The organism is Sporosarcina limicola (assembly GCF_014873855.1).
GTDB classification, from domain to species: Bacteria; Bacillota; Bacilli; order Bacillales_A; family Planococcaceae; genus Sporosarcina; species Sporosarcina limicola.
Genome location: NZ_JADBEL010000010.1, coordinates 37,654 through 61,756, shown reverse-complemented (window position 1 = coordinate 61,756; position 24,103 = coordinate 37,654). Strand labels below are relative to the sequence as shown.

Genomic DNA, 24,103 nt, shown 5'->3' with positions numbered 1-24,103 from the left:
TACACTCCCTTATTGTCCTACTCGGCCCATGCCGTTTATTATACGATCAAGCGTTTCATCAATAGTTGTAATCATACGTGCCGAAGCATTATAGGCTTGTTGGAATTTAATCATATTTATCATTTCCTCATCCTTTGACACTGAACTGATGGATGCACGTCTTTTTTCCACTGCTATTGCCGAAATAGCGGAGGTAGTTGTAAAGCGCTTTGCTTGTTCTGCATCGACACCAAGTTTACCGATTAATGAATCATAAAAACTTGTTAATGTTGTATTGGTACCATCAATCGTTAAAGTAGCGGATTGCATACCCGCAAGAAGAAGGGCATTTTTACCGTTCCCTTCTTCATTAGCAGCATTAGATGCACCTATTTTTTTAGGATCATTTTTGATAGCATCCAGAACTTTAATATCCCCTGCCCCAGTCGTTGGTGCGAAGAAATTTCCTGCTTGTGGTGTGTTACCTGTCCCATCTTTTTCAAATTCATAACCTGCACTGTGTATAGCATTGAATCCATCCGCAAATGCTTTTGCCATATCATTCAGGTTTTTCAACATTTCCGGATAAACGCCTTTATCTACAGCATATCCATACGAATTAACAAGCGAAAGCATTTTCCCTTTTCCTTGAACTAACTCGCCGTGATTAATCGTTCCACCTGTTACACCTGTTCCAGCAAAAGTATAATTATTGAAGTAATCATTAACTCCAGCTCCTGTCAAGTCGGATGCCATCGTAGCGAAATCTTTGCCTTTAACAACTTCTATACTTGCACCATTCGTTTTTATACTAACCGTTACGGGACCTTCGGCAATTTTTAATGCATTTCCTCCAGACTTTGTATATGAAACTTCGATTGGCAAGTACGTAGACAGTTCATCGAGGAGCAAATCGCGAGAGTCATATAAGTCATTTGGTAGATAACCATTTGGTTCAATTCTCTGAATTTGATCGTTCAAGTCTGCAATTTGCTTGAAGATTGAATTAATCGCTGACGTCGACATTTCAATTTCATTCTTCAGACCACTTCGAATATCTGTCAATTGCTTATGCATGTTATTAAACACTGCCGCCGTGTCAACCCCACGTTCAACAACAACACGTCGTACTCCTAGATTAGCAGGTTCTTTAGCTAATTCTTGTAGTGATTGCCAAAAAAGACTTAAGGTTTTATCTAGCCCAGCTCCCGATGTCACTGTCATAACGTCTTCTATTTGTTCCATCGCTTTTGAACGTGATTCCCAGTAGCCAAAATTATTCGTTTCCTGCCTATATTGTCGATCGACAAATACATCACGGACTCGTTCAATAGAATGCGCTGTAACACCTGTACCGATAAAGCCTGGCGACGTCCCTGAGCTTAAACCAATGCCTGGAAACGGTGTCGTTGTTTTCATATTGACACGCTGACGTGAGAAACCTAGCGTGTTTTCGTTACCAAGGTTATGACCTACCGTATAAAGTCCGGTTTGTTGTGTGAACATTCCGCGTTTACCTGTTTCTAGTCCCATAAATGTGGAGCGCATATTTTTCCTCCTTAAGCTTGTGAGTCGAAAGTTCTTTCGTCTTCCGTTACTCTTTTTCCGTTAATTTCCGGTTTTGTATAGTTGATTGTTCTTGACCGTGGTCGAGTCATATCCAGTGATAGATTCACGAACTGAAGGGATTGGTAGGTTAGTTTCTGGTTCAAGTCATTTTGCCATTTCAAGTCATGAATCGCGTGAAGGAGACGGTCCCTCGCCTCCTTAAGACTCTTCTTGTCCACTTCCGGTACGGCACCGAGCAAATCGGCAACGGTTGGTTTCGCCGGAACTGTTTGTCCTTGATCAGTTAAGTATTGACTCACGGCTAACTGCCTTCTGGTGTCCATCTGAACAATCGCGGCCAAATGCGCCTGCTCGTCTTTTAGCATCTGATCGAGACCCATCATATCCCCGACCTTGATGAGCACCGTTTTATCGTTCGCCAGCCGTAGTAGACTTACATGAAGTTTTTCGAGGCTATCGAGTGACGCCAAGATTGGTGTGATGGACATGATGTTTTGCCTACTTTCATCTTGAAATTGTATTTTACACTTTAAAATGGTTGGCCAAATTGGATGCGAGCTGTTGAACGTCCACTTCATACATGCCTGATTGGACTTGCGCTTTTATCTGTTGAACGCGTTCGTTCCTCTCGGCCGGAAATGTTGACAGTTCCGAAAGCTGTTTTGCTGCAGTTGAAATCTCGAGTTTATCAGTCTTCATTTTGGTCTTATGCTCATTCTGCTCCGCTTTTAGCTGGTTTGCTTTGTAAGGGTTAACAGCTGGTAAATTAATATTTTGAATCTTCATTTCATTTCACTCCTTCCTTTGTAAATTGATTGATGTGTGCCCCTTATCTCTTATTTCGGCATAAGTTCGTGAACCTTTAGGGGCAGCTGGATGAAAAGGTTGGACAGGTAAGAACGAGTGATTTCCAATTAATCCTTATTACGATCCAAGTGATAGGTCAGTTTGTTTCTCTTCTCCTGGGCTTCCCTGAATGCCTGTGCAGCTTCAAATGTTTTGAGATCTTTTTTAATGTCGGTCGTACAGCGGTCACACAATTTCCCTTTGTTCGTAAGCCCACCGCAGCTGTTACACGGGTAACCTAGGTTCGGGAATAACGCCGGTTGTAGCCTGCCTCTTCTCACCCAATTGTGTAGTAAGGATTTGCTCATTCCTGTCTGTTCAACAATCTGTTCAATTGTCGCCGAACGATTTCCCCTTCTTCTAAGAAAACGATAAACTTCCTCAAACATTTTCTCTTCGTCCATGGTGCATTTTGCACATACCTCGCGCGCACCTGTAAAGTTAAATATATCCTCACAAGTCGGACAATTGCGTAGTTCAGCCATTTCGATCATCTCCTATCTAATTCATCGTTCTGCACGGATAAGCGTGACCGCTTCAACTCGCGTAGCGCCTGCTTCCTTTAAAACGATTGCCGCATGACATAGAGTCGTACCCGTCGTGTAAATATCATCCACAAGTATGTACGTGCCAGATTGAAGGGTCTTACCAGGTTTCAATGCAAATAAAGGTTTCATCGCCAGACGTTGTTCTTTCGATTTCTCCCCCATTACAACGGTGTCTGTCTTATCGAGGATATTGCTGTAAGATACATTTGCGCTTTTCAATAGTTCGTCCATGTGCGCAAATGTCCTTTGAATCTTCTTTTCAGGATGCATGGGAATGGGAACAATCGTCCCAGCTCCCTTCAGGTGCTCATGTAGTTCTTTGGCAAAGACACCCGCTAGTTGAACGTCCTGTAGGAATTTAAACTGGTGCAAGTATTCCCGCATCGCTTCATTGTATGTGTAAAGCGTTGTGATTTTATCCAAGATGGTTCCCTCATCTTTTATGTCGGCATGTTTAAACTTTTTTGAACAGTTCGGACAAATATTCATCTGTCTATCGAGTCCTAGTAGCCCTTTCCACGACGGGCTGAAGGCGATTATTTGTTCACATAGGAGGCATTCGTTCATACATGGACGCCTCCCTTATTCAACCTATGAATTTCGTTTTTCGCTTCGTCCATCGCATAGGTGATACCGTGGTGGAACAGGACAAAATCGCCCGTTGGAAATTGCGCGGAACGACCGACGCGGCCACCAATTTGAACAAGTGCGCATTTGTTGAAAGTCAGTTGCTCCGAACCAACTACAGCCACTTGAACGTTTGGTATCGTGATGCCCCGTTCTAGGATTGTTGTTGTAAGCAAGCCTGGTATTTCTTTATTGCGTAGCGCTTGGACACGTTCTTGTCGGTCGGGATGTACCGCGTGGACAGCACAGATTTTCGCGTCAAGTTGTTTGAATAAAGGCTCCGCCTCTTCCATGAGCATAATCGTATGGAAAAAGATAAGGAATGGTTGTTGTAGTTGAAGTCGTTCTTCAATCCATTTGACGAGCTTTGCAGGAAGTCTTCCTTTTCGGATGTGCTTCGCATAATTCCACAGGGTGTCGTAGCGTGGAACGGGTAAGGGATGACCGTGATAACGTCGATTGATGGATGAAACACGGCCTGTCTTATTCATTTCGGCAAGTAGTTTTTCCGATGGCGTAGCAGTGACGTAATGGATAGGAGTTTGTGGCTTCGCCGCTTTTCGGACTGCGCGCCTTAGTGTTTCTTCAGCCGTATAAGGAAAGGCGTCAGCCTCATCGACGAAAATAGCATCGAAAGCGTGACGGAATCGGTAAAGTTGATGTGTTGTTGCTAGGATGAGCTGGGCAGACTCTATTGTAGATTCCGAGCCGCCATACAGTGCTTCAATTGCGGTGTTTGGAAATGCTGTACGAAGACGCGGTTCGAGTTCCAGGATGACGTCGACTCGCGGCGCTGCGAGGCAGACTCGCTTTCCCTGTGTGAGCAGTTTGTGAATCGGTTCAAATAGGATTTCTGTTTTACCAGCTCCACAGACTGCGGAAATGAGATGCGGAAGGCGTTTATTGTTGCTCTCTATCAGTTCGTTGGATGCTTTTTGTTGTTGGGATGTGAGTATCCCTCCCCATGTTAATGCATGCTCTAAGGGGTATACAGGTGGCTCACTGTTCCAAACGATGAGTTCGGTGCATGTTGAAATGCGCCCCATTTTGATGCAGTGCCTACAATAGGTACAAGGCCCGTTGCATTTTGCACAGTCAAATGTGGTGAAGCGTGATTGTGTATCGTTTTCACAGCGGTTACAGAAATGTCGGACTTGATTGGCGAACTTTTTTTGGGATTTGATGCCTTGGATAGTTTGGATATGTTGTGATTCGATGTGTTTGTCGATTGTTTCGGTTGGAAAAGGGGTGTGCAGACGGAGCCAAATACGTCCGGCGAGAAAATCCCTAACCGTAGAATCGAATGGTTTTGTCATTTGTGACACCTCCGTCTTCCTTAAATTTTTCAGTTGCTATCACCTATTCTACCTAATTAGTAGGAGAATGGGAATGAAAAAGTAATTAAAAACTGTAAGAGGAGTCTACGCAAAATTAGGGGGAAATCTACTAAGGAAAATCTAGGCCACTGAAAAAGTCCATATTTGAATGAAAAAAAGATGAATACCTACTACACGTAGTGTCTCACTATTTTATTTGCATTGTATATCGTTTTCCGAAATTAGTTTTGTACCTCTTTCAGTGACCTCGAAAAACCGCTGGCACTTTTTGTTCTGTACTTATCATAGGTTGTGGGAGTTCGAAATAATCTATATAAGCGGTGACCGAGTAGCGTACCTATAAACTGTTAGATCTTCACACATCAAAAAAACACTGGTATTCAGCGTACCGAAAAATTTTTCCGTCGCTCTTACAGCGGCCTGAACCGTTGATACATCAACATTTATAGTAGGAGTCGAACGAAAAATCATCGGCCCATTTATACTTGAATAGTTGAAACAAACGCGTCAAACAAGCTTGTGTAGATTCAGCAAAAGTATAAAACGTAAATTCAACTTATATACGCGCTTATCTTTTTAATCTATCTTGAGTTGTGAATTGGTCGCTTTGGGAGCGGAATTGGTCGCTTGAGTTGTGGATTGGTCGCTTTGGGAGCGGAATTGGTCGCTTGAGTTGTGGATTGGTCGCTTTGGGAGCGGAATTGGTCGCTTGAGTTGTGAATTGGTCGCTTTGGGAGCGGAATTGGTCGCTTGAGTTGTGAATTGGTCACTTCTGGAGCGGAATTGGTCGCTTCCCACTGAATTGTCTACACACTTTGCAAACTCATGCCACTTATTAAAGTGGCATGAGTTTGCAATTAAAAAAACGTCCACCCTTGGTCAAACCAGGTGGACGATCCACTCTATTCCAAACTTTGCGCCCAGCGATTTGCTTCTTGCGAATACCCGCTTAGTTCAGCGTAGTCAATGCCCACTTCCTTGGCAAGATGTTCAACACATTCCCAATCGAAACGTTCGACAGCTTTCGTTAGTTGTAGATACGGCGTAATTTCTGTCTTCTCTCCAGTTAAGGTACTTGCAACTTTATTCGACAATGAGATGAGTGGCAAAATATCTTCCCAACTCCAATTCAATATATTATCCATGAGGGAAAACATTCCGGCAAGAAAATACTCGGCAGCATTTTCTTTTCCGGATCTTTGTGCTAACAGTTCACACATTTTCGCACGTATTAAAGAATATTCGATAAGTACTTTAATACGGTCGTTAGTTTTACCACTTCCCAGCTCTTGCAATGCAAGTACATTCAACCACTGTCTCGTTTCGCGTAGTCCGATAATAATGAGGGCTTGTTTAATGGAACTGATTTTTTTCGGAATCCCTACACCGTGGATATTGATGTACCGAAGTAATTTGTATGACAGCGACATATCTCGCATGATAAGTCCAGCAATTTCAGTAATATTCGGCGTTTTCACATTAAGTTGTTCAATAATATGAAAATAGACATTGACATTCGGGGGAATTTCAGTCCCTTTGATGATTTCTGGTTTGGCGAAGAAATAGCCTTGAAATAGCTTGTAGCCATTTTTTTTTGCTTGCCTGAATTGTTCTTCTGTTTCGATTTTTTCAGCAAGTAATGTGATGCATGGGTAATCATCAGTAAATTCCTTAATTTGTTTACGTTCAGAAAAAGTTGTATTCAGAAAATCAACTTTTATAAAATCAATAAGTTTGAACAAACTGGAATGCACTTTGTATTGATCTTGTAAGATAAAATCATCAAGAGCTAGCTTAAATCCATGCCTTTTTAGCTTACGTAATCTTGCAATAAACGATGTGGTAATTTCAACATTTTCAAGAATCTCAATGACGATGCGGTTCGGGTCTAAATTGTAAATAATCTCCTGTTCAAGCAGCTCGCCTGTGAAATTGATAAATGACATATTTTTACCAACAAGTCTATCGATTCCGATTGAAAGAAACGTATTAATGAGCAATCCGATTGTTGCTTGATCAGGATTAATGCATGGAAAAGAATTTTTTTCACTGTTTCGGTATAGTAATTCATACCCATAAATTTTTTCATTTATATCTAGTATGGGTTGCCTACCGACAAATATATTAATACCATTCACCTCATTTCAATTAGTATACCAAGTTTATACAATGTAGCCAATTGATTTTCCTAAAGCTATAGTCTTTCAAGCTCGCATCTACATTAGAATAATGGTATATTTCACTTATGAGATATCGTTTTTAAGGGGGATTTTAGTGTGAGTTCAATTCATTATAAACAAAAGGGGAATCTCGCATTCGTGACGCTTGACCGTCCAGGAGCGATGAATGCTTTCAATTATGATATGTTGGTGGAACTTGGTCAAATTACTGAGTCGCTTCGCATCAATCCCGATATCCGTGTCGTCATTTTCACAGGTTCTGGCAATCGTGCATTTAGCGTGGGGGCGGATTTAAAGGAACGGAAAACGCTAACAGATTTACAAGTGAAGCGAAATATTTATAAAATTGGTGAAGTATTTTCGGCAATTGAAAACTTACCACAACCGACAATTGCAATGATGAATGGCTTTGCATTTGGTGGTGGAATGGAACTTGCCCTTGCTTGTGATTTTCGAATTGCAGCCGATACTGCTCTGATGGGTTTGACGGAAACGGGGCTTGCGATTATTCCAGGGGCCGGCGGAACACAACGTTTACCACGGCTAATCGGTGAAGCGAAAGCACTTGAACTCATTTTGACTGCGCGGAAACTAACAGCTTCAGAAGCGCTGAACTACGGGGTTGTGACGAAAACGGCTGCGCCAGAAGAATTAGTCCAAGTGACAGCCGATTTTACAGATTCCATTTTAGCAAATGGTCCGATTGCATTGCAGCAAGCGAAATTTGCGATTAAACAGGGAATGAATGTCGATTTGCAAACAGGACTCGCGATTGAGCGGAAAGCCTATGAAATTACGATTCCTACCGAGGATCGGATTGAGGCGTTGAATGCTTTTATTGAGAAGCGGAAACCTGAGTTCAAGGGAAAATGAAAAGAAGAGGGCTTGATGCCCCCTTCTTTTTTATGCGAGCCCGCTAAAACTGAGTGCGAAATTAGTCGCTTGATTTCTTAATTGGTTGCTTCTTTGATAGAGTCCACCTTATATCCGTGTAAACATTGTGGTATACATGGCAATGAGAACCTCTTCCACTACTTTTAGTCACAACAAAACCATACTTTTCGAATAATTATTTAATTCCTCTAAAGCTTCGATCTTTCGGATTTATTTTAATTTCATCGAAAAGCCTTTCTTTTCTGCTCAACCATCAATCACATCCACACCATATATAGTGTCACTATAATTATTAATGTAAAACGATAGCCGGTTCGGATACAATAGGAACACCCAAATTTGTTGTTTGACATATGCCTAATAAGTAATAATATGTGTAATTGAAGACTTTATTAACCAATTAACTATAAGCGCCGAGTATTCCACTCTGAATCCGTGAGTACTCACTTTTTATTATGATAAATAAAAGACGAACTCCTCATGGTGGCTGAGAGTTCGTTTTTCATTGTTAATTTATTGAATGACAGCGTGGATCTTTTGAAACCTGTGTTGCCGCTTTGGTAATGGTAAGCAAAATATTTGTAGCTCCTTGACAATCTGCTTCATATTCTGCCCTGACATAGGGTCCATTATTCCTATTTACAATATAACGTGGCCGAAGGGAATTGAGAGAGATTGCCATGATATCGTCTAAACATCGTTCACATTTACAAGTTAAATGCAATTGGTCTTTATATTTTATAAGCACATCGTGTATGACTTCTTCCATGACATTGTATAGTACCACTCGTTCACGCTCCAATTGTTAATCTACAGGCTCATTTTCACCCTTTCATCCACCATTTGCCATTAATTGTAACACTTTATGTATTGAACTTGCAAAAGATTCAGTAAAACAAATAAGTGCAGTAGGGGATAAACCCTACCGCTGATGGAATTTCAACTTGATCATACCCGCACTAATTCTTTTTTCTTCAATAACTCTTTGCCCGAAATCCCTGGATTCGTCATTTCAAAGGGATGCAAAATGACATCTAGTTCCTCTTCCGTGAGAATCCCGCTTGCGATACAGAGCTCTCGGATTGGTTTGCCCGTTTCCAGTGCCTCTTTCGCAATCGCAGCCGCCGCTTCATAGCCGACATGTGGATTAATGGCCGTGATGATTCCAATACTGTTATCTACATAATTCTCCATATGTTCTGCGTGTGCCTGAATGCCATCCAAGCAAAAATTGCGGAATACGGTGAAGACGTTCGTCATGATTTCCAAGGATTGCAATAGATTGAACACAAGAACAGGTTCCATGACATTCAATTCAAATTGACCTGCTTCAGATGCCAGACAAATTGTCGTGTCATTTCCGATCACTTGGAATGCGACTTGGTTCATCACTTCCGCCATGACGGGGTTGACTTTTCCTGGCATGATGGACGAGCCCGGTTGACGAGCAGGCAGTGAAATTTCCGCAAGTCCTGTTCTTGGACCTGATGCCATAAGACGCAGGTCATTTGAAATTTTTGACATGTTAATCATGCAGCCTCTTAAAGCTGCGGAAACTTGTACATAGGCATCCGTGTTTTGCGTTGCGTCAACGAGATCTTCTGCCGACATTAAGTCAAACCCACTGTTTTCGGATAAAAACTGGACGACCTTTACAATGTACATCGGGTCTGCATTTAAGCCCGTTCCAACCGCAGTTGCGCCCATATTCACTTCATATAAATATTGGCGTGACAGACTAATCCGCCCAATATCCCGACCGAGCACACGGGCATACGCCTCAAACTCTTGACCTAGACGAATTGGAACCGCATCTTGTAAATGTGTGCGCCCCATTTTTAATAGTGGATGGAATTCCACTGCTTTTTTCTTAAATGTCGCATGCAATGCTTCACTTGCAATAAGAAGATCTGCAACTTTTGCGAGAACGGCAATATGGATTGCTGTCGGAAATGCGTCGTTCGTGGATTGTGCCATATTGACATGCGTATTCGGGCTAATTACTGTGTAACTGCCTTTCGGTTGTCCAAGGATTTCCAATGCGCGGTTCGCGATGACTTCATTGGCATTCATATTCATGGATGTTCCCGCACCGCCTTGGATTGGGTCAACAAGGAATTGGTCATGCAATTGACCCGCAATGATTTCGTCGGACGCTTGGATGATTGCTTGCGCTACTTTTTCATCAAGTTGACCCGTTATGAGATTTGCCTGTGCCGCTGATTTCTTAACGATGGCAATCGCTTTGATAAGATGTTCATTCACCGGATAGCCGGTTATCGGGAAGTTTTCAACAGCTCGCAACGTCTGAATCCCGTAATAGGCATCCGCTGGCACATTTTTCTCACCAATATAATCTTTTTCCACCCGAACACTTGCAAATTGTTCCATCTAATTCACTCCTATATGTATCATGATTTAATAATAGTTCTTTTTGTATAACTATACAATCTGAATCCAGAGAAATATCCACAAACTTCCGACATACTAAAGAGGAAAGGGTATACTCCCCCTTTCCCTTAGTCTGGAATCGGCTTTTAGATCCCTATCGCATTCATAAAGCCTTGTACGCTTCCCATTCCTCGCGAAGGATGCCCATCCGAATGGAATCGTAATACGTACCTTTCCAATAACGAACTTTTCGTAGTCGTGCTTCCTGTGTCATACCTAGTTTTTCGCCGACTTTGATCATCCGCTCATTTCCCGACCATGTTGTATAGCCGACACGGACCAGTGGCATTTCATTGAATAAATGATCCATCCACATGGCGAGTGCTTTCGTTCCGTAGCCACCGCTCCAATAGCGCGGTTCGTATATAACGATGCCCATTTCAAGCCAAAGGGACGGTTTGTGCTCCCAGTAATAACTAATTGTGCCGATTAGTTCACCATTGACTTCGATGCACCAATAATGATCCTGCGCGATGATTTTGTCTTTCCCCACCAAGAATTTTTCATATGTCATTGTCTGATGTTCATAATACGGCGCATCCCACTTTTTCCATTCGGGATTTTCGTCTTTGAAGCTCAATTCCCATATGCGTTGTAAATCCTGTTCTTTAATTGGACGAATTGTGATGCCTTTATTTGTATAAGTCAATTATGTTCCTCCGGCTCAATTACAAGTATTTCGCGAACCAGCCCGTAATCTCATCCAACCTCGCTACGCGCAAGTTCGGCGTGCCGGTGCGCGATAAGTTGTGATCTGCGTCTGGGAAGCGAACAAATTCTGTTTCTTTCCCCATACTTTTCAATGTAATATATAGTTGTTCTGCCTGTTCAATTGGGCAGCGAAAATCTTTTTCTGAATGTAAGATTAACAGTGGTGTCTCAACGTTTTTCGCGTACTTCAATGGTGAATGTTCCCATAGTTTGTCCACATCTGTCATATCGGCACCGATTTGCCAATCGCTGAAATAATAGCCGATGTCAGATACGCCGAAAAAGCTAATCCAGTTTGAAATCGAACGTTGCGTCACTGCCGCCTTGAAACGATTGCTATGACCGACAATCCAGTTCGTCATGAAGCCGCCATAACTGCCGCCTGTCACACCAAGTCGGCCCGTGTCAATCCAGTCATTTTCCGCAATAACCGCATCCAACCCCGTCATAATATCCTCGTAATCACCACCACCGTAATCACCGCGCACTGCGTCAACGAATTCCTGGCTATAGCCATGGCTACCGCGTGGATTGACATAAAGCACGCCATATCCTTGCGCCGCCAATAACTGCATCTCGTGGAAAAACGTATTCGCAAACATGGCATGCGGCCCGCCATGAATTTCAACGATGAGTGGATATTTTTGACCTTCTTCGTATCCAGCTGGCTTCATGAGCCAACCGTGTACATCCCATTCTTTCGCTCCTTTATATACGATTGCTTCAGGTTCAACGAGTTCCACTTCTTCCAAATATGTTTTGTTGAATGAAGTAAGGGTTTCACGTTCGCCCGTAGCAATTACATGCTTATACAGCTCTCCCGGATTACCAGCATCGCTGACCGTGACAAGCGCGAACTCACCATCTGCCGAAATAGCATACCCATAGACATGTTCATTATCAGGCGTTGCTGGGTACAATTCCCCTTCAAGCGTCGCGAAATACAAACGGACATCACCCATTGTCGAAACTTGGAAATATAAATAATTATCTCTCGTCCAGACCACGCTCGGTGCACCTGCCCCTTGCTGATGATCCGCCACAACATTGTCCCCAAGTGGCGCGTCAAGGCTTTCCGTCAAATTCATGCGTGTACTGTCTTCCGTGTCAAAGATATACAAATCGGAATGAGTAGCATTTTGAAGTTTGCGGTCCGAACCTACGAACGCAATAAATCTATCGTCAAATGAAAACTTTGCGCCACCGTAATAACCATCTTCATCGATAAGCACGGTTTCCACTTTTGTTTCTACATCGACAATATAAAGCGGCTGTCGGAACTCATAATCTTGGTTCTCTTCCCGATTGACACCGATGACCAATTTCTTTCCATCATGGGAAACAGCATGTAATGTGTGCTGATGATTACCCCCCGTAAACTGCGTTACATCGCCTGTTGCAATATCGACAACACCAATTTGGCGGAATGTATCTTGTGGTAACAGCCCTACTCCATCCAATTGGTACTTCATTTTCGTCACACGGTACGGTTCCGACTTTTTCTTGTCATCCTTTTCTTCTTTATCCGTGAACGTCTTACTCTCTTTAACAACGGCGTTCACCCAGATTTCATTGCCGCATGGCGACCAAAGGAAACTCGACACGCCTTTTTCAAACGACGTCAATTTCTTCGCTTCGCCGCCCCTCGCGGATAGAATGAACACCTGATTAGCCTCTTCACGGTTCGATAAAAACGCAATCTGCTTGCCATCTGCAGACCATTTCGCCGATGAAACTCGACCTTCCCCATGTGTCCACTGCGTCACTTCATTCGACGCTACATCCACGTGAAATAAATTCGCTATGTACTTATTTTCCTCTTCATCAATATGCGTTTTCACAAACACCGCTTCCTTGCCATCCGGCGACAACTGCGGATCCGTCACAGACTGCAAGTTAAATAGATCTCCCACTGCTAATTTACGTTTTTCCATTGTACATTCCCCCTTATACTCTCTCTATCTACTTATTTCGACACTCGGAACAGTTTTCCTTTATTTGCGGAAATAAAAATGAGGGCCTCCCCGCGAAGGAGACTTATTTGTCGAACTGTCATGGCTATCCGCCAAACTGTCAGGGCAATCGGCAAAACTGTCATGGCCCAGTCGAACTGTCATGGCATCCGCGAAACTCTAAGGGCAATCAGCAAAACTGTCAGGGCCCAGTCGAACTGTCATGGCTATCCGCGAAACTCTAAGGGCAATCGACGAAACTGTCAGGGCTCAGTCGAACTGTCATGGCTATCCGCGGAACTCTAAGGGCAATCGGCAAAACTGTCAGGGCTCAGTCGAACTGTCATGGCTATCCGCGAAACTCTAAGGGCAATCGGCAAAACTGTCATGGCCCAGTCGAACTGTCATGGCTATCCGCGAAACTCTAAGGGCAATCGGCAAAACTGTCATGGCCCAGTCGAACTGTCATGGCTATCCGCGAAACTGTCAGGGCTCACCCCGCCAAACTACCGCTCCCTACTCAACCAATTCTCCCACATACACCGATTGCGGACGGAAAATCGTATTGTCATTCAACTGCTCCATCGCGTGCGCTGTCCATCCGACAATTCTTGCTGCACTGAATGTCGGTGTAAAAAGCTCTGGCGGCATTTCAATGGAACGCATGATGGCCGCCGCATAATATTCGACATTCGTGTACAATTTACGCCCTGGCTTGTACGTTTCCAGCAAAGCAATAATTTCCTTTTCTGCTTCTGTCGCAAGATCCAACCAACTGTCTTTTCCCGACATGCTGACACATTTATCCCTCAAAAGAATCGACCGCGGATCCTCCGTTTTATAGATTCGATGGCCAAATCCCATAATTCGCTCGCCACTTTTCACTTTCTCTTCGACAACTGGGCGAATATTTTCAGTCAACCCAATTGCTTCCAATAAATCAATGACACCCGACGGCGCACCTCCGTGCAACGGGCCTTTCATTGTTCCAAGCGCCGATGTAATCGCGGCAGTCAGATCCGACTCGGTTGAAATTGTCACGCGTGCCGCAAATGTAGATGCATTCAATCCATGTTCCATCGTCAACTTTAAATACGTTTCCAGCGCCTCGACATGCACTTCATTCGCAAGAACACCCGTCAACATCCACAAGAAATTTGCCGTGTGGGATAAATTCGGATTAGCCTTGACAATTGACAACCCTTTCATATTCCGGTAATGTCGCGAAATGACCACAGGTAGTGCAGCCGTCAAAATAATAGCTTGTTCCTCTATTGTTCTGTCCTTAAAATCTACGTGTGCATAAGCAGAAATCACCGTCCGCATCGCATCCATTAGCGACATATCAGCAGGAAGCGCATCAATAATCGCTCCAATATGGTCAGGGAGTTCCCTTCCTTCAATCATTTTCCCCTGCAAGTTGCGAAGTTCATTTTCCCCCGGAAGTTCGCCTTGCCAAATGAAATACGCCACTTCTTCAAACGAATGGGACGGAATGAGGTCACCTACTAAAACACCCCGATACCGAAGTTCACCTTTATCTCCATCCACCGATGCAATTTTCGTATGCACCGCAACAACATCCTTTAACCCTTTCTGAAACATAGCGACTCCTCCTTCTTTTCTTTAGTATAAGGAGAAGCTATGATTAGATAAATTAAATATTTTTCATTAAATTGATTAATTTTTTTAATTAAGAAGGAGGTACCTAATGGATTATCAGTGGCTAAAAACATTTACCCTTGCTGCGGAAACACTGAATTTCCGTAAGGCAGCCGAGAAATTGATGCTATCACAGCCGAGTGTTACGGTGCATATTCGACTTCTGGAGGAGCAACTTGGTACAAAACTTTTTGACAGAATGAATAACCGCGTCACCTTGACCGACGCGGGCAAACGATTTTATCCGGAAGCGCTACGCCTTACTGATGATGTTGACGCAACTTTGAACCGGATGCATGCCTATACAAAAGGCTTTCGTCGGAATTGGATAATTGCTATTTCACCGCTCATGGCCGAAACGATTTTACCGTACTTATTACGAACGTTCATGGAGCGCCATCCGGATGTCGAACTCTCGATTCGCGTTGAAGAATCAGAACTGATTGAGCAACTTGTCGACGATGGTGCTGTCCATCTTGGTATTTCAGCGCTCGACGCCAAATTCAAAAGCATTGAGTCAATCCGAATCTATGAGGACCCGATTTTATTCGTCATGCCGACTGACCCATATGACGAGGAAAGCGGTCCGCCCATTGACTTGATGGACATACTTCAAAGGAATTATTTGTTCACACATCACCATCCAGTCTTTTGGGACGATCTGCTGTTCACTCTTAATAAGCATGTCCCCGGCATCCGTACGATGAAAGTGACACAAGCGCATATCGTCAAAAAGTTCATCCAGGAAGGGCTTGGCGTCTCGTTTCTTCCCCATTCCATCGTGCGACGCGAATTGATTGAGGGGAGGCTTATGCAACAACATTTCGACCTATTCGATTTGCCGAGCGTTTCAACGTATGTTCTCGTGAAGAAAAAAGGGGAGCTTGAAGAAGAATTCATCAATCAGATTTCTAGTTATTATTTTGGCTAATCAACAATTACCCCCTCTCCGCTATGGAAAGGGGTTTCGTTCATCTATGTATTCATTTCGTCAACTGCCCGAAAAATCTTGTAATCTATCGGCACCTGCTTATTCATCCTCTTCCATATCCCTAAAAAATTCATCGGTACTAGAGTATTCTTTCCCATCACGACTTTCAGCTATTAATTGCTGGATTGCGGGTTGAATCTGTGATTTACGGTAAGTAAACTCCTTTAGCATCTCTTCCCCAGATTCAAAACCTTCCTGGATTAAATCCCGTAGAATATATTCACTAAAATCCACGGCTTCTTCCACAGGTTTAATAACAAGAAAACCATCCATTACTTCACAAATTACTTCATCGTTTATTTCAAGGAAATCATAAAACTCTTTCAGTATGGTGAGTTGTCTTTTTTTAGATACAGCTATTTTTTTAGATTTTGACATGGGCTCGCTCTCCTTTGAGAACTCCTTCACGTTTAGCATAGTATATGCCTCCTTTAGTAGTATATATATTCGTTTCCTAGAACCCACTTCTCATTTCTTGGTTCTTTTTTCATTCCATAATTGCTACTGATTATCATGAAAATCCAATAGTGAAATTATTTACTAACCGTATGCACTTGTCCCTATCGCCCTTCCCATAACGACGTACCTTAAGAAGAGAGGAAGGAAAATACAAGAAATTTAAGTTGCTGATAGCATCAATCGCCTTTCTCTCAGTAATCAGAAAAGGAGGTTGGACATGTCACTATTTTTTGAAGATGAAATACAAAAAGCTATGGAAAGAGCAGATGACTTGGAGTTAGAAAACTTCATGGCTCTGGATCCTCGTAGGAACCAACGAAGGGCTAGCAAAAATCATAGCATTTCCCGTAATGGACGACTTATTGAAGGAAACCAACGTAATTCCCGCAATCGATCAAATCGCCGGAGGAATCGAGAGAATTAAGAAAAGCTTTGACCATGCGACAGCACTCCTCCATTCTGGGGTGCTGTCGCATGGTCAGAGCCTTTTCCCTAGATTATTTAATTCTCCATAGGAAATTTTGCTCCACTGTAAGGACAATTGCCGAAACAGTCATGGCTATTCGCGAAACTGTAAGGGTAATCACTGAAACTGTCATGGCTCGGCGGAACTGTCATGGCTATTCGCGAAACTCTGAGGGCAATCGCTGAAACTGTCATGGCTCGGCGGAACTGTCATGGCAATCCGCGAAACTCTGAGGGCAATCGCTGAAACTGTCATGGCTCGGCGGAACTGTCATGGCTATTCGCGAAACTGTAAGGGCAATCGCTGAAACTGTCATGGCCCAGTGGAACTTGGTACTATGGCTTCTGATTGGTAAACTAACTTATGCCATCAGTCTAATGTCCCTAATTTCCCCCTTATATATTTCCCACGTGCTTCAATAAAATCTAATATATACTTTGGCTCTTTATCAAACAGATCAAGTTTGTCTTTTACATAAGGATCTTTTAGAATATAAGGCCTTATCAACCCATGCATGCACTGTATTTTCGGCTTCAAATAGTCTACATTAAATTGATCATTCAAAATAACTTCTAATAGCTTTTTGTATTGATGTCGAAATGTTTTCACGTCGAGAATCCTTGCAGATAGCGTATTAAATCCTTCGATTCGTAAATAGTCTTCCACCATAACTTCCCCATTTACATCTCTTCCCCATGTGGCATCGTAATCCCACGGGATGACTTCAAATAACCCCGTCTCGCTATTCTGATAGAGTGCATAATTATGAACAAAACCATCAAAATTTTGGGTGAATACAACACCAGCCAACCAGCGGAGATACTGTTCAACATTTAAGTATTTCACAATTTCATTTTCAAATTCAGCCCTTGAAATCGTGTTGATTTTGATAATCATTTCCTGTAAACGAACTTCATCTTGTTCTGTTCCAACTTTTTGTTCATAGCCAAACTTGAGTGATTTCTTTACTTCTTTATCAAGATCACTCATTAACGAAAAATTCGCATCTCCATCAACCGCATAGAATATCGGCCCTTTCGGTAGTTGTCGATTCTCCAAGAAATGCTCATCCACTGATTCTAATTCTAAGTAAAGCCCCTCATTTTTTCCATTCAATTTCACGGAGACAAATCGAGACCTTGGTGATAAGCAGCCTATTTCATTGAAAAAATCAAAGGACAATTTATTTCTTACTAATGACGGATCCTTGTATTCTGCGTTGATATGAATTTCTTTCACGTTTCTATACGTACTCGGTTTATAAAACGTAATATGATAGGATTTCTTTTGAAAATCCCGGATATGGGAGCCACGATATGCAATATCGATGTCGTATTTCTTTTTGTTTATCGTGAGCTTCGCAGAAACCGGATCATCCATCCAAATGTCTTTCCGAAGTTCACTTACATCGATAGGATGAATAAAAAGCTGATATTCAGGTATTTTCATTATATTATCCATGCGAATTCTTTCCCTTCACTGTTATCCCGCATCATCGGGCAGAAAAACCTCCACTGATAGAAGTTTCGCTTTATCCTATTCGTATGTATGCAAATGCTCGGTGTTTCCCTGTTGAAATATATATTTTTAAAGCGTATGCATTTGTCTCTACCATTTTTGGTACAACCACGTACCTTAAGAAGAGGGAATGGTTCTTGTAGCAGTTCCGAAGTATCTCCACGAAAAGGAACAGGTGTCAATCTCCTTTCCCTACCTACTAAGAAAGGAGGTATGGACATGTCACTATTTTTCTTTGATGAGATTCAAAGAGCGGTTGAAGGGGCTAACCACTCTGGATTAGGCAACTTTATGTTCCAAGATCCTTCCAGTCACAGACATCGTACGAATCGCAGGCGACGAACTTCGCGGAACCAACGACGTACAAATAGGAATCGGTGCACTTCCCGGAACCAACGACGTACAAGCAGAAATCGGTGCACTTCTCGTAACCAACGACGTACGAGCAGGAATCGGTGCACTTCCCGGAACCAACGACGTACAAGCAGAAATCGGTGTACTTCTCGTAACCAACGACGTACGAGCAGGAATCGGTGCACTTCTCGTAACCAACGACGTACAAGCAGGAATCGATGTACTTCCCTGAACAAACTGCGCACAAGCAGAAATCGGCGTCCTTGCTGTAATCGGCGTCCTTGCTGTGGCAATCAAGGCAATTCTAATAACCATCGTCCCCCTTGCAGCAATCAAGGCAATTCTAATAACCATCGTCCCCCTTGCAGCAATCAAGGCAATTCTAATAGCCACCGTCCCCCTTGCAGCAATCAAGGCAATTCTAATAACCATCGCCCCTGTTGCGGCAACCGCAGGAAACGAAACAACTTCTAAACATAAATCTGATTCTCACCAAATGGATGCTCCCTTCCCCCAAATACTCTTTGAACAAACAAGTGCATTCGAAATTAAAACCCTTTCCGACTCAGAAAGGGTTTCTTCTTTTAATTTACAATATCCCGCCGCTTCTCGCGTGTCGTCAAGTAAACAACGAACAGAACGCTAACAATGAGCATCACACTATACGATGTCGGAACCAACCATTGCGGATACCATATTCCGATGATAAAACTTAACAACGGTTTCAAGCCAAAAATGAGCATTCCGGCAACGAGTGGAATTTGGATACCAAGCAACGCCACCATACTCGAAACAATACTTGAAAAGGCCATGGCAAACAATCCGAAGACAAAACCCAAAACATAAATCGCAGCAACACAAAGCAAGATATATTGGAAGAACGTCGGATTGTACCAAGCATAATTTCCAATAAACGTATGAATCGGAACATCGAAAAATAGGGATGTTTTGTTTAATGAATAAATACTGAAATAGACGATGAGCAGCGCCGTTATCACAACAAATGTCGAAATCATTCCCGCTGCAATTTTTGTCAGATACAGTTGACGACCTTTTTTCGCCGTATATTGCAAACCAAGCAACTGTCTCGAACGATCCTTTAGAATCGCCGGTGAAATGACTAACACAACACTAAATAAGATAGCGATTGCTACATCGGAAATGAATTCCCTGAAATTATCGATTATTAGTTCCGTATACACTCGATAATGCTTTGCGGTATTTAATTCCTCATAACGTAGTTTTTGCTTGGCAGTCGCATTACTTGGATAGGGATAGACTTTCCTATTTTCATGAAAAGTGATTAGTCTGCTTCTCTCTTGAAGTTCAAAGAATAGATCGACCTGTTCCTCAAAAAACACTTTGTCATGAAGCGCGCTTTGTTCTTCGTTTTCCCAACTGTAATTCGCGAATTTATCGTAAGAACCAATCCCTGCTTCCACAAACTCTTTCCTAGATTGCAAATAACGATCGGCTTTCTTCACTTCTGCATCATACACATTTTTGAAATCAAGAATTTCATCTTCATCCATATCTATTCCGTATTTATCAACCATTTGGGTCGCTATTTTATATGAATCTAGCGCTGGTCTACCGTTCGGGAAATGCTCAATATGAAACTCAATCACAAAAAAGTAGAGAACACTATTGATAAGAATGAGTAACAGCAACACTTTCCACGTCAAAATTTTCTTTATTTCATTCCATAAAATCCGCATCATTTTCCCTCCCTTACTGGATATCCTTTTTGTTGAACCGTTTCAATGAAAAAATACAGAATAACATCGTAATCATTGTCCAGCAGCCAATCGTCATCAGTTCAAAGGTTTTGAACATCGTAAGACCGCTGCTTCCCATGAACAATTGGTGGGGATTTAGTACAAGCGACGATAAATTATGCGTCGTAATGAATAGCAAATTTGAAGATGTAAGCATGAAGCTTGGTATGAGAAGCGCAATGACGAAAAAGGAAGACATGAGAAAGAAAGTGATATAACTGTTTTTCACTAGTGTGGACAGCGCAAATGTCAGGCCTGAAAATAGCAACATCACTACATAGACAACTACGATGACTCCCACCAAAAATGTGCCAACTGATAAATCCCACCAAGATACATAAGGGTATTGGTACTCCCAATTGAATGCGCTACTTATCGAGGTTCCCCACATAGTCGAATAATCGAAAACGACGAAGAATGTGCCGAGTGTGACGGCTAGTAAAAAAATCGTGATACTAGTTGCCATCGTTAGTGAGGCCGCCAGCTTGTCTTTCATGAGACTTCTGCCCCGCGTTGTGGCGTATGCAACCAGATGCGTCCTATTTTCAAATTCATAATTGGTAATCAAGGCTGTCGATAGCACCATTAACAGGAGTGCCTCGATAATGATATGCATAAATACCGATCGATAAAGAAGACTATGCATGAAATACGCTTTTCCTGCGAAAAACCACTCTTTATGTTCGCCGTTCTGCTTCATTTCCTCGAAACGCTTTGAAAATTCTTCATATTCATGTTGAAGTGTTTTCGCCGCGGCACCGCCGAGTCCATATTTTTCTATTTCCGCTTCCGCAAATTTTTTAAAATCAATTCGGGCATAGTTCCCATCTATGTCCTTCGCCATGCTTACATACATTTCTTTCAACTGTAATTGATTAATGAACAGCCACTCATTTTCATCATAGAGTTCATGATCTTCATGGTTCAATCCATCGAGAAAATCATAGACACTACTGTATTCCCTCCCTGTGATTTTCTTTAATTCAGCAAGTTCGACCTGGAAATCTTGCTCGAATTGGCGCAATGATTGGTCCGTAATTGTTCTTCCATACTTCTCAACCAACTCGCTCGCGACTTTTAGTTCTTCCTTATGGTCGGATGAATTAACAATGACAAAAATATTGAAAGCCGCAAACAGGAGTAGAAGTGCAATAAAAATGGGTGAAGTGAATGCTTTTTTACATTCATTGTAGAAGATTCGCATCAGGCTTCCCCGTCAATTTCATCTCGGTACTCGTAGAGAAATACATCTTCTAGCTGCGGGGAAACAGGTCGCCATTCGTTTTCCGGATTTCCTTTGTGAATGAAACGGACAATCATATTGCCTTGCTCCTGCTTTTCTGAAAGGAGCACATACTGCTTGCGAAACACTCCTAATTGTTCATAACCGATTGATGTTTCATAGACATGCCCTTCTAGTAATTCGCAAATTTTTTCGACCGAGTCTTTATATAGAATCTGTTGGTTTTTAATCATGATGATTTCATTGGCGATGGATTCGATATCCGAAACAATATGGGTGGAGATGATGACAAGTCTATCCCGTGCAAGTTCAGATAGGAGATGGCGGAAGCGCGCACGTTCTTTCGGATCGAGTCCCGCCGTCGGTTCATCTAAAATAAGGATTTTAGGGTCATTCAATAAGGCCTGTGCAATGCCGACACGCTGGATCATACCGCCGGAAAATTTCTTCATCTTTTTATTAACCACTTGACTTAATGCAACCTTTTCCAGCAGTTCATCAATTTTCAACGCGGCTTCTTTTTTGCTGATTCCTTTTAGCGCAGCTAAGTATAGTAGATATTGTTTTGGTGAATAGTTTTTGTAATAACCGAATTGCTGCGGCAGGTAGCCGAGTAATTCACGGTATTGATCATCCATGCTGAGTATATTTTTCCCATTGTATAAGACTTCTCCTTTGGTTGGTGCGATTAACGTTGCCAACATCTTGATAAGCGTTGTCTTTCCAGCGCCATTCGGAGCGAGCAGGCCATAGAGTCCATTTGTAAATTCCAGATTGATGTCCTTTAATGCAGTGAAATCCCCATATTGTTTAGCCATATCTTTTACAACTAGCATGTTAAAAAGCCCCTTCCGTCTGTTTGAAATGAATTAATTTCTTCACATAATTCATGTATAGATAAAGGCTACCAATCAAGACAACCGCATAAACAACTAGCGGCATGTCAACAAGAATGTCGCTGTACAACCTGTTGTCTGCGAAACGTAAAAGTAGATTTCCAAAGGTCCAGCCTACAATTGTCGCAGCTACGATAACCGTCGAGCGTCGTTTCATCAGAGCGTACAAGAACAGTATCGAAAAAATGAACAATGCTGTATTGGAAATCATGAAGGCCCGGATGAATAGAATGTCTTCGGACACCATGACTATCAAGGCGATGGCTAGCGTATTGACGACAACGGATACAACGCTGAATACAAGCATTCGGAAAGCAGTGATTTGATAGACATTGTATTTGCACGCCATTTCAACTTCAAACGTGTCGTTACGGGTTTTATTGGCAAAGCTGTAGATTGAAAAAACGAGGAACAATAACGGTGAAACGAGAAATACAAAGGCATACACCTTGTCGGTTTGTATTTGTTCCGGCATGAGTAATAATCCACTTAACAGGGCAATTGCCGTAATCAGGATGAAGGAAAGTTCCATACGATCTGAGAATAAATGCCTCATGCCAACTTGTTGAACCATGGATTTTAAATAAGACGGGAAGGATTGCTTTTGTTTCATACCACTTGCAACGATTTGTTCAATTTGTGCGTGGATCATCTGTTCATTCGGCATTGGAATATACAATTTTTCTCTATCCATGATTGGCCTCCTCCATTCCTTTTCGAATCAATTTCAACGCCGCGTAGTATCTTGTTTTCACCGTGGAAAGCGGAATTGTCTCGATGGTGGAAATTTCCTGCAATGTATAATCCCCGAACAATTTGAGCCGAATGATTTGCTGGGAATGTGTATCTAGTTGGTTGACCAGTGAAGTGACTTTTTCAATATCGTCCTTGTACTCGAGTGATTCAGCTATATCATAGTCGTCCTCAAACTCGTAGTCATCGATGGATTGTTCAATTTGCGCATATTTGTAACTCTTCGATCGGTAATAATCGACGAGCCGATTGGATGCCAGCTTGTACAACCATGTTCGGAATGAGGCCTTCGTACTGTCGTAGTTTTTGATTGACTGGAGGGCACTTATGAAAATCTCCTGCGTGAGGTCAAGTGACAAATCAGCATCGAGTGTTTGCTTATAATTAAATGCATACATTTCCTTGTAATAGTTCGAAACGAGCTCATTCGCCGCGGAGTCACTGGCGTTTTTCTTTATCTTTTTGATCCAACGCTTTTCATTGTCCATAGTTCACCACATGCTTCCTGAATCATTATCGCCGCCTCTTAAGTATATTCGTAAATCAGCAGGATAAAGTTTTAATTACTGTGGACTTTTTTGCAATCAGTGGAACTGTAAGGGCTATCGATGAAACTGTCAGGACTATCACCAAAACTGTAAGGGCCCGGCCGAACTGTAAGGGCAATCCGTGAAACTGTAGGGCTATCGCCGAAACTGTCATGGCTCGGCCGAACTGTCATGGCTATTCGCGAAACTGTAAGGGCAATCGCCGAAACTGTCATGGCTCGGCCGAACTGTCATGGCTATTCGCGAAACTGTGAGGGCTATCACCGAAACTGTGAGGGCCCGGCCGAACTGTAAGGGCAATCCGTGAAACTGTAAGGGCTATTCGCGAAACTGTGAGGGCT

Annotated in this window: 23 protein-coding genes and 1 pseudogene; 4 read left to right on the top strand and 20 right to left on the bottom strand. The window is 42.5% G+C overall.

The window, feature by feature from the left end:
• Positions 1–9 precede the first annotated feature (9 nt).
• The 7 genes from flgK to H4683_RS10290 all read right to left on the bottom strand — a co-directional run bounded on the left by flgK (position 10) and on the right by H4683_RS10290 (position 7,044).
• On the bottom strand, positions 10–1,527 hold the full coding sequence (flgK, locus tag H4683_RS10320) for a flagellar hook-associated protein FlgK (RefSeq protein WP_192598756.1): 1,518 nt from the start codon (positions 1,525–1,527) through the stop codon (positions 10–12).
• A gap of 11 nt (positions 1,528–1,538) precedes the next feature.
• A complete protein-coding gene (locus H4683_RS10315; RefSeq protein WP_192598755.1) occupies positions 1,539–2,036 on the bottom strand; it encodes a flagellar protein FlgN in 498 nt (165 codons plus the stop codon).
• Positions 2,037–2,070: 34 nt separating this feature from the next.
• A complete protein-coding gene (flgM, locus tag H4683_RS10310) occupies positions 2,071–2,334 on the bottom strand; it encodes a flagellar biosynthesis anti-sigma factor FlgM (RefSeq protein WP_192598754.1) in 264 nt (87 codons plus the stop codon).
• Positions 2,335–2,462: 128 nt separating this feature from the next.
• Complete coding sequence (locus H4683_RS10305; RefSeq protein ID WP_192598753.1) at positions 2,463–2,879, bottom strand: TIGR03826 family flagellar region protein; 417 nt, start codon at positions 2,877–2,879, stop codon at positions 2,463–2,465.
• A gap of 21 nt (positions 2,880–2,900) precedes the next feature.
• Positions 2,901–3,509, bottom strand: coding sequence for a ComF family protein (locus tag H4683_RS10300; RefSeq protein WP_192598752.1), 609 nt, complete (start codon positions 3,507–3,509; stop codon positions 2,901–2,903).
• A complete protein-coding gene (locus H4683_RS10295) occupies positions 3,506–4,885 on the bottom strand; it encodes an ATP-dependent helicase ComFA (protein WP_192598751.1) in 1,380 nt (459 codons plus the stop codon). The genes H4683_RS10300 and H4683_RS10295 overlap by 4 nt, the downstream gene beginning before the upstream one ends.
• A 923-nt stretch (positions 4,886–5,808) precedes the next feature.
• A complete protein-coding gene (locus H4683_RS10290) occupies positions 5,809–7,044 on the bottom strand; it encodes an HDOD domain-containing protein (protein ID WP_192598750.1) in 1,236 nt (411 codons plus the stop codon).
• A gap of 138 nt (positions 7,045–7,182) precedes the next feature.
• Between H4683_RS10290 and H4683_RS10285 the strand changes: the two genes are divergently transcribed.
• Positions 7,183–7,959, top strand: a complete 777-nt coding sequence (locus tag H4683_RS10285; RefSeq protein ID WP_192598749.1) for an enoyl-CoA hydratase-related protein — start codon at positions 7,183–7,185, stop codon at positions 7,957–7,959.
• Between the two features lie 529 nt (positions 7,960–8,488).
• Here H4683_RS10285 and H4683_RS22390 read toward each other — a convergent pair.
• The 5 genes from H4683_RS22390 to H4683_RS10260 all read right to left on the bottom strand — a co-directional run bounded on the left by H4683_RS22390 (position 8,489) and on the right by H4683_RS10260 (position 14,699).
• Entirely contained in the window at positions 8,489–8,749 is a 261-nt protein-coding gene (locus H4683_RS22390) for a late competence development ComFB family protein (RefSeq protein ID WP_225942029.1), read from the bottom strand.
• Positions 8,750–8,928: 179 nt separating this feature from the next.
• The gene (gene aspA, locus H4683_RS10275) at positions 8,929–10,371 is read right to left on the bottom strand and encodes an aspartate ammonia-lyase (protein WP_192598747.1); all 1,443 of its coding nucleotides are present in this window, start codon (positions 10,369–10,371) and stop codon (positions 8,929–8,931) included.
• Between the two features lie 163 nt (positions 10,372–10,534).
• Positions 10,535–11,080 (bottom strand): GNAT family N-acetyltransferase, encoded by a 546-nt coding sequence (locus tag H4683_RS10270; RefSeq protein WP_192598746.1) that lies wholly within the window; start codon positions 11,078–11,080, stop codon positions 10,535–10,537.
• A 19-nt stretch (positions 11,081–11,099) separates the two neighbouring features.
• On the bottom strand, positions 11,100–13,076 hold the full coding sequence (locus tag H4683_RS10265) for a S9 family peptidase (RefSeq protein WP_192598745.1): 1,977 nt from the start codon (positions 13,074–13,076) through the stop codon (positions 11,100–11,102).
• Positions 13,077–13,610: 534 nt separating this feature from the next.
• On the bottom strand, positions 13,611–14,699 hold the full coding sequence (locus tag H4683_RS10260) for a citrate synthase/methylcitrate synthase (RefSeq protein ID WP_192598744.1): 1,089 nt from the start codon (positions 14,697–14,699) through the stop codon (positions 13,611–13,613).
• A 106-nt stretch (positions 14,700–14,805) separates the two neighbouring features.
• Here H4683_RS10260 and H4683_RS10255 point away from each other — a divergent pair, with 106 nt between their 5' ends.
• Positions 14,806–15,687, top strand: a complete 882-nt coding sequence (locus tag H4683_RS10255; protein WP_192598743.1) for a LysR family transcriptional regulator — start codon at positions 14,806–14,808, stop codon at positions 15,685–15,687.
• A gap of 99 nt (positions 15,688–15,786) precedes the next feature.
• Here the strand turns inward: H4683_RS10255 and H4683_RS10250 are convergent, their stop codons facing one another.
• Positions 15,787–16,164, bottom strand: coding sequence for a hypothetical protein (locus H4683_RS10250; protein WP_192598742.1), 378 nt, complete (start codon positions 16,162–16,164; stop codon positions 15,787–15,789).
• A gap of 259 nt (positions 16,165–16,423) precedes the next feature.
• Here H4683_RS10250 and H4683_RS10245 point away from each other — a divergent pair, with 259 nt between their 5' ends.
• Positions 16,424–16,630, top strand: coding sequence for a hypothetical protein (locus H4683_RS10245; protein ID WP_192598741.1), 207 nt, complete (start codon positions 16,424–16,426; stop codon positions 16,628–16,630).
• 411 nt (positions 16,631–17,041) lie between these two features.
• Here H4683_RS10245 and H4683_RS10240 read toward each other — a convergent pair whose 3' ends face one another.
• Positions 17,042–18,133: a CotH kinase family protein gene (locus H4683_RS10240; protein WP_192598740.1), complete on the bottom strand. Its 1,092-nt coding sequence runs from the start codon at positions 18,131–18,133 to the stop codon at positions 17,042–17,044.
• Positions 18,134–18,220: 87 nt separating this feature from the next.
• On the opposite strand from H4683_RS10240, the pseudogene H4683_RS22385 reads away from it, so the two are divergent.
• Positions 18,221–18,466 (top strand): annotated as a pseudogene (locus H4683_RS22385) (hypothetical protein); the annotation flags it as partial.
• A 3-nt stretch (positions 18,467–18,469) separates the two neighbouring features.
• On the opposite strand, the gene H4683_RS10235 reads toward H4683_RS22385, so the two are convergent.
• The 6 genes from H4683_RS10235 to H4683_RS10210 all read right to left on the bottom strand — a co-directional run bounded on the left by H4683_RS10235 (position 18,470) and on the right by H4683_RS10210 (position 23,702).
• Positions 18,470–18,976 carry a hypothetical protein gene (locus H4683_RS10235; RefSeq protein WP_192598739.1) on the bottom strand — a complete coding sequence of 169 codons (507 nt, stop codon included), beginning with the start codon at positions 18,974–18,976 and terminating at the stop codon, positions 18,470–18,472.
• Positions 18,977–19,128: 152 nt separating this feature from the next.
• Positions 19,129–20,262, bottom strand: coding sequence for a hypothetical protein (locus H4683_RS10230; protein ID WP_192598738.1), 1,134 nt, complete (start codon positions 20,260–20,262; stop codon positions 19,129–19,131).
• A gap of 13 nt (positions 20,263–20,275) precedes the next feature.
• Positions 20,276–21,526, bottom strand: coding sequence for a hypothetical protein (locus H4683_RS10225; protein WP_192598737.1), 1,251 nt, complete (start codon positions 21,524–21,526; stop codon positions 20,276–20,278).
• Entirely contained in the window at positions 21,526–22,401 is an 876-nt protein-coding gene (locus H4683_RS10220) for an ABC transporter ATP-binding protein (RefSeq protein WP_192598736.1), read from the bottom strand. Before H4683_RS10220 ends, H4683_RS10225 begins: the two co-directional genes overlap by 1 nt.
• Before the next feature lies 1 nt (position 22,402).
• Positions 22,403–23,155 (bottom strand): hypothetical protein, encoded by a 753-nt coding sequence (locus H4683_RS10215; protein WP_192598735.1) that lies wholly within the window; start codon positions 23,153–23,155, stop codon positions 22,403–22,405.
• Entirely contained in the window at positions 23,148–23,702 is a 555-nt protein-coding gene (locus H4683_RS10210; RefSeq protein WP_192598734.1) for an RNA polymerase sigma factor, read from the bottom strand. The genes H4683_RS10215 and H4683_RS10210 overlap by 8 nt, the downstream gene beginning before the upstream one ends.
• Positions 23,703–24,103: the final 401 nt, after the last annotated feature.

Excerpts from the sequence above, each read along its gene's own strand:
- H4683_RS10245 (WP_192598741.1), top strand. The coding sequence starts at position 16,424 with ATGTCACTATTTTTTGAAGATGAAATACAAAAAGCTATGGAAAGAGCA.
- H4683_RS10305 (WP_192598753.1), bottom strand. The coding sequence starts at position 2,879 with ATGGCTGAACTACGCAATTGTCCGACTTGTGAGGATATATTTAACTTT.
- H4683_RS10255 (WP_192598743.1), top strand. The coding sequence starts at position 14,806 with ATGGATTATCAGTGGCTAAAAACATTTACCCTTGCTGCGGAAACACTG.
- H4683_RS10295 (WP_192598751.1), bottom strand. The coding sequence starts at position 4,885 with ATGACAAAACCATTCGATTCTACGGTTAGGGATTTTCTCGCCGGACGT.
- H4683_RS10300 (WP_192598752.1), bottom strand. The coding sequence starts at position 3,509 with ATGAACGAATGCCTCCTATGTGAACAAATAATCGCCTTCAGCCCGTCG.
- H4683_RS10260 (WP_192598744.1), bottom strand. The coding sequence starts at position 14,699 with ATGTTTCAGAAAGGGTTAAAGGATGTTGTTGCGGTGCATACGAAAATT.
- H4683_RS10235 (WP_192598739.1), bottom strand. The coding sequence starts at position 18,976 with ATGGTTATTAGAATTGCCTTGATTGCTGCAAGGGGGACGGTGGCTATT.
- H4683_RS10250 (WP_192598742.1), bottom strand. The coding sequence starts at position 16,164 with ATGCTAAACGTGAAGGAGTTCTCAAAGGAGAGCGAGCCCATGTCAAAA.
- flgM (WP_192598754.1), bottom strand. The coding sequence starts at position 2,334 with ATGAAGATTCAAAATATTAATTTACCAGCTGTTAACCCTTACAAAGCA.
- H4683_RS10220 (WP_192598736.1), bottom strand. The coding sequence starts at position 22,401 with ATGCTAGTTGTAAAAGATATGGCTAAACAATATGGGGATTTCACTGCA.
- H4683_RS10215 (WP_192598735.1), bottom strand. The coding sequence starts at position 23,155 with ATGGATAGAGAAAAATTGTATATTCCAATGCCGAATGAACAGATGATC.
- H4683_RS10225 (WP_192598737.1), bottom strand. The coding sequence starts at position 21,526 with ATGCGAATCTTCTACAATGAATGTAAAAAAGCATTCACTTCACCCATT.
- H4683_RS10315 (WP_192598755.1), bottom strand. The coding sequence starts at position 2,036 with ATGTCCATCACACCAATCTTGGCGTCACTCGATAGCCTCGAAAAACTT.
- flgK (WP_192598756.1), bottom strand. The coding sequence starts at position 1,527 with ATGCGCTCCACATTTATGGGACTAGAAACAGGTAAACGCGGAATGTTC.
- H4683_RS22390 (WP_225942029.1), bottom strand. The coding sequence starts at position 8,749 with ATGGAAGAAGTCATACACGATGTGCTTATAAAATATAAAGACCAATTG.
- H4683_RS10210 (WP_192598734.1), bottom strand. The coding sequence starts at position 23,702 with ATGGACAATGAAAAGCGTTGGATCAAAAAGATAAAGAAAAACGCCAGT.
- aspA (WP_192598747.1), bottom strand. The coding sequence starts at position 10,371 with ATGGAACAATTTGCAAGTGTTCGGGTGGAAAAAGATTATATTGGTGAG.
- H4683_RS10240 (WP_192598740.1), bottom strand. The coding sequence starts at position 18,133 with ATGGATAATATAATGAAAATACCTGAATATCAGCTTTTTATTCATCCT.
- H4683_RS10265 (WP_192598745.1), bottom strand. The coding sequence starts at position 13,076 with ATGGAAAAACGTAAATTAGCAGTGGGAGATCTATTTAACTTGCAGTCT.
- H4683_RS10230 (WP_192598738.1), bottom strand. The coding sequence starts at position 20,262 with ATGCGGATTTTATGGAATGAAATAAAGAAAATTTTGACGTGGAAAGTG.